This window comes from Mannheimia sp. E30BD, assembly GCF_041807785.1.
Lineage (GTDB): Bacteria > Pseudomonadota > Gammaproteobacteria > Enterobacterales > Pasteurellaceae > Mannheimia.
The window spans coordinates 86,941-96,305 of the sequence record NZ_JBGTYX010000008.1; the positions used below are offsets into that span (position 1 = coordinate 86,941).

At 40.8% G+C, this 9,365-nt stretch carries 6 protein-coding genes; 2 read left to right on the forward strand and 4 right to left on the reverse strand.

All coding sequences use genetic code 11. The features are described from left to right. The 3 genes from hldE to hemA form a co-directional block, all read right to left on the reverse strand. Nucleotides 1-1,428, reverse strand: a complete 1,428-nt coding sequence (gene hldE, locus ACERCG_RS06930) for a bifunctional D-glycero-beta-D-manno-heptose-7-phosphate kinase/D-glycero-beta-D-manno-heptose 1-phosphate adenylyltransferase HldE (protein ID WP_373611322.1) — start codon at nt 1,426-1,428, stop codon at nt 1-3. Between the two features lie 98 nt (nt 1,429-1,526). Then, nucleotides 1,527-3,050: a ribosome biogenesis GTPase Der gene (gene der, locus ACERCG_RS06935; RefSeq protein ID WP_373611323.1), complete on the reverse strand. Its 1,524-nt coding sequence runs from the start codon at nt 3,048-3,050 to the stop codon at nt 1,527-1,529. Between the two features lie 159 nt (nt 3,051-3,209). Then, nucleotides 3,210-4,517 carry a glutamyl-tRNA reductase gene (gene hemA, locus ACERCG_RS06940; protein WP_373611324.1) on the reverse strand — a complete coding sequence of 436 codons (1,308 nt, stop codon included), beginning with the start codon at nt 4,515-4,517 and terminating at the stop codon, nt 3,210-3,212. Between the two features lie 259 nt (nt 4,518-4,776). On the opposite strand from hemA, the gene relA reads away from it, so the two are divergent. Together relA and ispC are read left to right on the forward strand one after the other, a co-directional pair. Further along, nucleotides 4,777-6,978, forward strand: a complete 2,202-nt coding sequence (relA, locus tag ACERCG_RS06945) for a GTP diphosphokinase (protein WP_373611325.1) — start codon at nt 4,777-4,779, stop codon at nt 6,976-6,978. Between the two features lie 109 nt (nt 6,979-7,087). Continuing rightward, nucleotides 7,088-8,278, forward strand: coding sequence for a 1-deoxy-D-xylulose-5-phosphate reductoisomerase (gene ispC, locus ACERCG_RS06950; RefSeq protein WP_373611326.1), 1,191 nt, complete (start codon nt 7,088-7,090; stop codon nt 8,276-8,278). A 117-nt stretch (nt 8,279-8,395) separates the two neighbouring features. Here the strand turns inward: ispC and cmoB are convergent, their stop codons facing one another. After that, on the reverse strand, nt 8,396-9,358 hold the full coding sequence (gene cmoB, locus ACERCG_RS06955) for a tRNA 5-methoxyuridine(34)/uridine 5-oxyacetic acid(34) synthase CmoB (protein WP_373611329.1): 963 nt from the start codon (nt 9,356-9,358) through the stop codon (nt 8,396-8,398). Nucleotides 9,359-9,365 lie beyond the last annotated feature (7 nt).

Genomic DNA, 9,365 nt, shown 5'->3' on the forward strand with positions numbered 1-9,365 from the left:
CTATAATGATTGAATTTTCTTAATCACATTGGTGGTAGAGCAGCCGTTTTCAAAGTTTAGCACTTGAACTTCTCCACCGTTTGCCCAAACTTCTTGGCTACCTGCGATCTCTTCAGGTTTATAATCCCCCCCTTTTACTAATAAATCAGGCAGGATTTCGCCAATTAAGCGTTGTGGTGTATCTTCATCAAAAGGTACAACCCAATCTACAGAGGCAAGCCCTGCAAGCACCGCCATTCGTGCATCTAAATCATTAATTGGGCGAGATTCGCCTTTTAAGCGTTTAACGGAATTATCGGTATTAACGGCGACAATTAAGCGGTCGCCTAGTTTGCGAGCATTTTCTAAATAAGAAACGTGTCCCGGGTGGAGAATATCAAAACAACCGTTTGTCATTACAATTTTCTCGCCACGTTTTTTTGCTTCCAATACAATCGCTTTAAGCTCATCTTCCGATACAACACCAAACCCTGTTGTTGCACGCTGATGAATAGCATTTTCTAACTCAACAGGGCTAACCGTTGATGTACCTAGTTTACCAACTACAACACCAGCGGCTGCATTCGCTAAATAGCAAGCCTCTTCATAAGCTCTACCATCTGCAATAGCAGTTGCTAACACGCTAATTACCGTATCGCCCGCACCGGTTACATCATAAACTTCTTTTGCTTGAGTCGGTAAGTGATAAGCTTCTTGATTTGGGCGAAGTAACGTCATTCCTTTCTCTGAGCGAGTAACAAGTAGGGCAGAAAGCTCAAAATCCGCAATCATTTTTAAGCCTTTAGTTACGATTTCATCGTCATCTTTACAATGCCCAACAACGGCTTCAAATTCCGACATATTTGGCGTGAGTAAGGTTGCCCCACGATAGCGTTCAAAATCAGTGCCTTTCGGATCGATTAATACAGGCACATTCGCTTTGCGTGCAATTTGGATCATTTGTTGCACCGATTCAAGAGTGCCTTTACCGTAATCTGATAAGATTAATGCTCCGTAAGCGGTTATTTCTTGCGAAAGTTTTGCAAGTAGATCCGTTGAATCAACATTCTGAAAACCTTCTTCAAAATCTAAACGTAATAACTGCTGATGACGAGATAAAATTCGCAATTTAGTAATGGTTGGATGTGAATTAATTGCCACACAATGATTTTGAATATTGTGTGAATTAAGCAATGTATCTAACGCACGCCCTGCATCGTCTTGACCAATTAAACCGTGAAGGGTAACAGGCACACCAAGACTTGCAATATTCATTGCCACGTTTGCCGCACCACCAGCACGTTCTTCAATATCTTGCACCTTAACAACAGGCACAGGGGCTTCCGGAGAAATTCGATTTGTTGCACCAAACCAGTAACGGTCTAACATTACATCGCCTAGTACTAATACTTTAGCATTATTAAATTTTGGAGAGTATTGCATCATCATAGTTAATATCTCAAATTAATGATGGCGCAAGCGTTCACGCTTGTGCCAATATCAGGATGTTTTAGCACAGGCAGGGGCACTTGTGCTATCGTTAGATGTTATTTCTTCGCTTTCTTAATAAACTTCATCAAACGCTTACGTTTGCGTAATTGGTTCGGCGTAAGTTTATTTTTTTTACCCGCAAATGGGTTATTCCCTTCTTGGAATAAAATGCGAATTGGCGAGCCGATAATTTTTAAACTCTTACGGAAATAGTTACTCAAATAGCGTTTGTAAGAATCCGCTAATTTTTCTACTTGGTTACCGTGAATCACAATAATTGGCGGATTATAACCACCCGGGTGAGCATATTTTAATTTTACTCGGCGACCATTTACCAATGGCGGTTGGTGTTCGTCTGCTGCCATACGTAAAATACGCGTTAGCATTGACGTCGAGGTTTTTTGGGTTGCACAAGCATAGGCTTCTTTAACCGAATCAAATAAATTCCCCACACCAGAACCGTGTAAAGCTGAAATAAAATGCACACGGGCAAAATCAATAAAATCTAGGCGGCGATCAAGCTCAGATTTTACTTGATCTTTAATATCTTGCGATAAACCGTCCCATTTATTCACGACAATCACAAGTGAACGGCCTGCATTTAAAATAAAGCCGAGTAGTGATAAGTCTTGATCTGAAATCCCTTCACGAGCATCAATGGTTAAAAGCACTACGTTCGCATCTTGAATCGCCTGTAGTGTTTTGATAACCGAAAATTTTTCAACCGCTAAATTCACTTTACCACGCTTACGCACACCAGCGGTATCAATAATAGTGTATTGCTGACCATCACGTTCCATTGGAATGTAGATAGAATCACGGGTTGTGCCGGGCATATCATAAACAACTACACGATCTTCGCCTAAAATACGGTTAGTCAAGGTTGATTTACCCACATTTGGGCGACCGACAATAGCAATCTTGATATTTTTATCTTCAATTGACTCTTCCGCATCTTCTTCTAAGGCTTCATCTAATAATGCGGTATCTTCTTCGTTATCAAAGTCGAAATCAGTATCCCATTCATCTGCTTCTTCATCATTTGCAGAATTTTCATCAGAATCGACCGCTTGATCGGCATTTAATTGTTCACCGATAGGGGCAAGAACTTGCTCGATAAGTTGAGTAACGCCACGCCCTTGAGCTGCAGCAATTTGCTCCACTTCGCCCAAGCCAAGTTGATAAAACTCTGCACAGTGAGAGTCTGCATCAATACCATCGGTTTTATTTGCTACCACAACAGTGGTTTTTTCACGTTGGCGTAAGTATTGAGCAATGCCAACATCGGCGGGTAATAAGCCGGCACGGGCATCAACTAAGAAAAGCACAACATCAGCTTCTTCAATCGCAAGGAGCGATTGTTCTGCCATTTTCTCTTCCACGCCCTCTTCTGTGCCGTCAATACCGCCTGTGTCGATTACAATAAAATCATAGCCGGCAATGTTAGCGTGCCCATATTTACGGTCTCGGGTTAAGCCGGGAAAGTCTGCCACTAAGGCATCTCGAGTGCGGGTTAAGCGGTTAAATAAGGTGGATTTACCTACGTTTGGTCTGCCTACTAGGGCAACAACAGGAGTCATTTTTTATCCTCTAAATTGAGTGATTTGCAATGCGTTGCAAAAATTGGCTTATTATAGCGGAAATTTGGGGAAAGTTAAAATTGGAAGAAAAGATATGTATAAAGAATAGATTGACGTAGGGACAGGTCCTGTGCCTGTCCGTATTATCGTTAGAGAAAATTAGTCTTCTAATCTAAGTGCTTTAGAAAAACTTTGTAAGCCTGTTGAATTACCGCTCTTCGCCATAGATTGCAACGCTTGGGTTGGGGCGTGAAGTAGCTGATTTGTGAGTTTGTAGCTTAGTTCGCTCAAAACACGTTGGCTATCTTGCCCCTGATTTATTGCTTGTAGAGCTTTTTCTAACAACTCTTGGCGGATTTGCTCCGCATCTTGGCGATAGCGTTTAATGAGATCGCTCGATTGCTGCTGTTTTAACCACTCAAAGAAGGCTTTGCTCTCTTCTTTCACGATTTCAGCTGCTTGCTTAGCTGCTTCTTCACGTTGAGCCATATTACGCTGAATGATATTTTGTAAATCATCAACGCTGTATGAGTAAACCCCATCTAATTCGCCTGCTTTTTCATCAATATCACGAGGAACGGCAATATCAATAAGCAATAGAGGATCAAATTGACGTTGTTTCTGAGCAAGCTCGACCATCTCTTTAGTAATCAGCATATCAGGGCTGCCTGTTGAACTAATCACCACATCGGCTTGGTTTAAGCCAAGTTGTAATGCACTTAAAGAGAGAATTTGCATTGGTGCGTTTAGCTTTTCTGCCAATATTTCTGCTCGAATATGGGTACGGTTTGCCACCATAATGTTTTTTGCACCGTGCTGAATTAAATAACGAGCCACTAATTCAATAGTTTCGCCCGCTCCAACCAGCAAAAAGCGTAATTTGCCGAAATTATCAAAAATTTGGCGAGCTAAACCACAGGCTGCATAAGCAACAGAAACTGCTTGGCTGCCAATTTCCGTTTCAGAACGAACACGTTTTGCAGTCGCAAAGGTGCGTTGAAATAAGCGAGAGAGCTTTGTGGACATCGCTTTGTGATTCTGCTGGTAAAAATCTTCGCTATATTGATAAGCCTGTTTTACCTGCCCTAAAATTTGCGGCTCGCCTAAAATAAGAGAATCTAAACCACTTGCCACTTTCATTAAATGGTTGGCGGCTTCTAAATTTTGTTTGAAATAGAGGCATTCACGCAATTCATTTTCATCAAGCTGATGAATTTGAGCAAACCATTGGAAACATTGTTCACGCCATTGAATATTTTCCTCGCTCTCTTCACGAGGCGAAATATTAGGTTGGTGGAAATAGAGTTCGGTGCGGTTACAAGTAGAAAGAATAACAACGCTTTCGGCTAATCCACTTTCTTGAATTTGGGTAAGAGCAAGATCACGTTTGTTATCAACAAATGCAACTTTCTCTCTTAAACCCACAGAAGCGGTTTTATGATTGATTCCTAAAGCTAAAATTGTCATTGTTTCCCACAGAAAAGATAAAATTTAAAAATAAAAACGCAGTCATTTTAATCAAGAGCGTGAGCTCGTGCAAATGATTGTGTTAATAGGTTTGATTTATCACAAGGTTGATACCTCTTAAGGAGTAATTTAAGTGGTAAGCTCTATGCTAAATTTTTATAAAAAGGGTAAATTTTTTCTGAAATTAGACGTATAATTACACTCCATATCAAGCGATAACAAGCGGTCTGATTTTGACGAAAATTTACAAGGAGGCTTTATGGTAGCAATTCGTTATTCCCACCAACTTGATCCGAATAATTTTGAATTAGCAAGCTGGTGTACGAGCCTGAATATGTCTCCTGCTACATTTGATCGCATTCAACACGCTTGGGATTATGCGAAAGAAAAACTTGATACCGATTACAGTTTGATGTGGTATGGCATTGAGATGGTTGAAGTGCTACACGGCTTGAATATGGACGATGACAGCCTTGTTGCAGCACTTTTATTCCCGCTTGTAAAACATAATATTATTGATCTGGTTCAGTTAAAAGAAGATTTCAATAATCACATCAAAAACCTTGTGAAAGGTGTGTTGGAAATGGAAAATATCCGCCAGCTTTCCGCTCACAATGTGTCTGATTTACAAATCGATAATATCCGCCGTATGTTGCTTGCAATGGTAGACGATTTCCGCTGTGTGGTAATTAAACTTGCCGAGCGAATCGCTTATTTGCGTGATAGCAAAAACCATTCCGAAGAAGATACTGTATTAGCAGCCAAAGAATGCTCCCACGTTTATGCACCGCTTGCCAACCGCTTAGGCATTGGGCAGCTCAAATGGGAGCTGGAAGATTACTGCTTCCGTATTTTACACCCTGTCTCTTACACCCAAATTGCGAAGTTTGATTTAGGTGAACGCCGTGTTGATCGTGAACGCTACATTGCAAATTTTATTGAAGATTTGACCGATTGTTTAGCCGATGAAATAGACAACGTTCAAATTTACGGTCGCCCGAAGCATATCTACAGCATTTGGAAAAAAATGCAGAAAAAGCGTTTAAAATTCAATCAACTTTTTGATGTGCGAGCAGTACGAGTGATTGTGCCAACGCTTGAAGATTGTTATACCGCATTAGGCATTATTCATACTAAATATACTCACTTGTCTGAACATTTTGATGATTATATTGCTAACCCGAAACCTAACGGCTATCAATCATTACATACGGTGGTATTAGGCGAAGGCGATAAGACTATTGAAGTGCAAATTCGTACCCAGCAAATGCACGATGATGCTGAGCTTGGCGTGGCGGCTCATTGGAAATACAAAGAAGGAGCAACAGCAGGGCGTTCGGGCTACGAAGAAAAAATTGTCTGGTTACGTAAACTTCTTGAGTGGCAAAACGATCTTGCTGATTCTAGCGATATGGTGGCTGAAATGCGGACACAAATTTTTGATGACCGTGTTTATGTCTTTACGCCAAGAGGCGAGGTAATCGATCTGCCGCAAAAAGCCACGCCGTTGGATTTTGCTTATGCAATTCATAGTGAAATTGGGCATCGTTGTATTGGAGCAAAAGTCGCAGGGCGAATTGTGCCGTTTACTTACCATTTACAGATGGGAGATCAGGTTGAAATTATTACGCAAAAAGAGCCAAACCCAAGTCGAGATTGGCTCAATCCGAATGCAGGGTTCGTCAATACCAGCAAAGCTCGCTCAAAAATTATTGCGTGGTTTAAGAAATTAGACCGTGAAAAGCATATTCCGATTGGTAAAGAAGCCCTTGAAGCAGAGATGGAAAAATTTGGTTTCACGCTCAGACAAATCGAAGAATACGCACTGCCTCGCTATAATTTAAAGCAATTTGATGATCTATACGCAGGCATTGGCGGCGGTGATATTCGCTTGCACCAGTTAATGCACTATTTGCAATCAAAATTGATTAAGCCAACCGCTGAGCAGGAAGATGAGGCAATTCTAAAGCAAGTTAATAAAAACAGTAATAACCCACCTAAACAAAGTAAAGGTTATGTAATTGTTGAGGGCGTGGGGAACTTAATGCACTCTATCGCTCGCTGTTGCCAGCCAATTCCGGGCGATGAAATTTTAGGCTATATCACGCAAGGACGAGGAATTTCTATCCATCGTGCCGATTGTGAGCAATTACACGAATTGCTCAATGTCAATCCGGAGCGTGTAGTTGAAGCAGATTGGGGCGAGGGTTATGTTTCAGGCTTGAGTTTGACTATTCGTGTGATTGCCAATGACCGCAACGGTTTATTACGAGATGTGAGTGCGATTATGGCAAATGAAAAAGTAAATGTGTTAGGCGTTTCGAGCCGAACTGATATCAAACGAAGCCTCGCAACCATTGATATGGAAATTCAGCTCAATAATGTTGCGATTTTAAATAAACTATTAGCCAGAGTATCACAATTAGACGATGTGATTGAGGCAAAACGGCTTTCAAGTTAAATACAAGCGGAAAAATTTTACAATCAAGGATAGGTGATCTACATAATTAAAATGTAGGGGGCGAAAAATCTTTCGCCCTTATTATTCCTATTCAATATAGAGAAATAGAATGAAAAAATTAGTGATTTTAGGCTCAACAGGTTCAATCGGTAAAAGTACCTTATCGGTGGTTGAGCATAATAAAGAACAATATGAATTATTTGTCTTAATCGGCGGAAAAAATGTGGCATTAATGGCAGAACAATGCCAGCAATATCAACCGACTTTTGCGGCAATGGACGATGAAAATGCTGCTCAAGAATTAAAAACTGCATTAACAAATTTAGGTTTAAAAACCGAAGTACTGGCAGGGCAAAAAGCGATTTGCGAGCTTTCTGCTCACGCTGATGTGGATATGGTAATGGCGGCAATCGTTGGTGCTGCAGGTTTATTGCCAACGCTTTCAGCAGTAAAAGCAGGGAAAACCGTATTATTGGCAAACAAAGAATCCCTTGTTACCTGCGGACAGATTTTCATTGATGAAGCTCGTAAATCAGGTGCAAAATTATTGCCTGTAGATAGTGAACACAATGCAATTTTCCAATCGTTACCACCTGAAGCCCAAGAAAAAGTCGGTTTTTGCCCTCTTGCAGAATTAGGGGTAAGCAAAATTATTTTAACTGGGTCGGGTGGGCCGTTCCGCACTAAGCCGTTAAATGAGTTTGACGCGATTACACCCGCTCAAGCTGTGGCACACCCTAATTGGTCGATGGGGAAAAAGATCTCCGTTGATTCTGCCACAATGATGAATAAAGGTTTGGAGTACATAGAGGCTCGCTGGTTATTTAATGCAACGGCAGAGGAGATGGAAATTATTATTCATCCACAATCAATCATTCACTCAATGGTACGATATATTGATGGTTCAGTGATTGCTCAAATGGGTAATCCTGATATGTGTACGCCGATTGCACACACTATGGCATATCCAAATCGAATCAATGCAGGTGTGCCGCCCCTTGATTTCTTTAAATTAAAAGAGCTGACTTTTATTGAGCCTGATTTTGCTCGTTATCCAAACTTGAAATTAGCGATTGAGGCTTTTGCAGGAGGGCAGTATGCAACCACTGCAATGAACGCAGCCAATGAAATTGCTGTTGAGGCGTTTTTAAATGAACAAATTCGCTTTACTGATATTGTGAATGTGAATAGAACAGTTGTGGAAAATATCGCCCCAGTTCAAGTGAAAGAAATTGCAGATGTATTGCATATTGATAAATTTGCCAGAGAGTTAGCAAAACAAGCTGTTCTTCAGCTCTAATGAAAAGAAAAAGTGGCATATAGAACCAAATAGTTGGTAAGAATACTCCAAATATTCATTACCAACTATTTTTCTTATATCTCAACTCTCTCAAAAATAACTTGTATCTCGTCTATTTTAAGCATTTGCTAAAATAACTGCACGTTTAGGGGCTGGGTAACCTTCAATGGTTTTACTATGATCGTTCGGATCTAAAAAATCGACCAAACTTTCATTTTCCAGCCAATCGGTTTTGCGTTGCTCTTCAAGTGTAGTAATTGCTTCATCAACGCAACGTACATTTTTAAAACCGACTTTTTCCAGCCAGTTAATCAGAGAAGGCACAGATGGAATAAAATAGACATTTTTCATCTTAGCGTAGCGATCAGCGGGTACTAACACATCATTCACATCGCCATCAATCACAAGGGTTTCCAACACTAATTCGCCGCCTTTGACTAATTGAGCTTTTAGTTGTGAGAGATGATCGAGTGGTGATTTGCGATGATAAAGTACGCCCATAGAGAAGACAGTATCGAATGCAGCTAAAGGTTGCATTTGCTCAATACCAAGCGGAATAAGGTTTGCTCGTCTGTCATTGCCAAGTAGCTTTCTTACTGCCTCAAATTGGCAAAGGAAAAGCTCGGTAGGGTCAATGCCCACCACCATTTTTGCCCCTTCGCCCACCATTCGCCACATATGATAACCGCTACCACAGCCCACGTCTAAAATTGTTCTACCAGCAAGTGGAGTAAGGTGCGGTAAAACACGATCCCATTTGAAATCAGAACGCCATTCTGTATCAATATGAATACCGTGTAAGTGATACGGGCCTTTACGCCAAGGCATCAGCTGTTTTAAGTGATGGGTGATTTGCTTGCGTTCGCCCTCAGATAAAGGCGTAGTTGGAATAGACTCCACTTTATCTTTTAGGTTAATACAAGCGGTCGAATTTGGTAAAAAATCTGCAACTTTTGCCCATTTTGCATAATCTGCGTGGGTCGTTTTTTCCCATTGCTTTAATTGCAAGGGTAGGGTTTCAAGCCAAGCTGATAGGGAAGTAGTTGCAATTTGTTGATAAAAAGGACGGAAGTCGATCATTTTTAAA

Bases quoted from the DNA above. Each gene is read 5' to 3' on its own strand.
- hldE (WP_373611322.1), bottom strand. From the start codon at position 1,428: ATGATGATGCAATACTCTCCAAAATTTAATAATGCTAAAGTATTAGTA.
- der (WP_373611323.1), bottom strand. From the start codon at position 3,050: ATGACTCCTGTTGTTGCCCTAGTAGGCAGACCAAACGTAGGTAAATCC.
- hemA (WP_373611324.1), bottom strand. From the start codon at position 4,517: ATGACAATTTTAGCTTTAGGAATCAATCATAAAACCGCTTCTGTGGGT.
- relA (WP_373611325.1), top strand. From the start codon at position 4,777: ATGGTAGCAATTCGTTATTCCCACCAACTTGATCCGAATAATTTTGAA.
- ispC (WP_373611326.1), top strand. From the start codon at position 7,088: ATGAAAAAATTAGTGATTTTAGGCTCAACAGGTTCAATCGGTAAAAGT.
- cmoB (WP_373611329.1), bottom strand. From the start codon at position 9,358: ATGATCGACTTCCGTCCTTTTTATCAACAAATTGCAACTACTTCCCTA.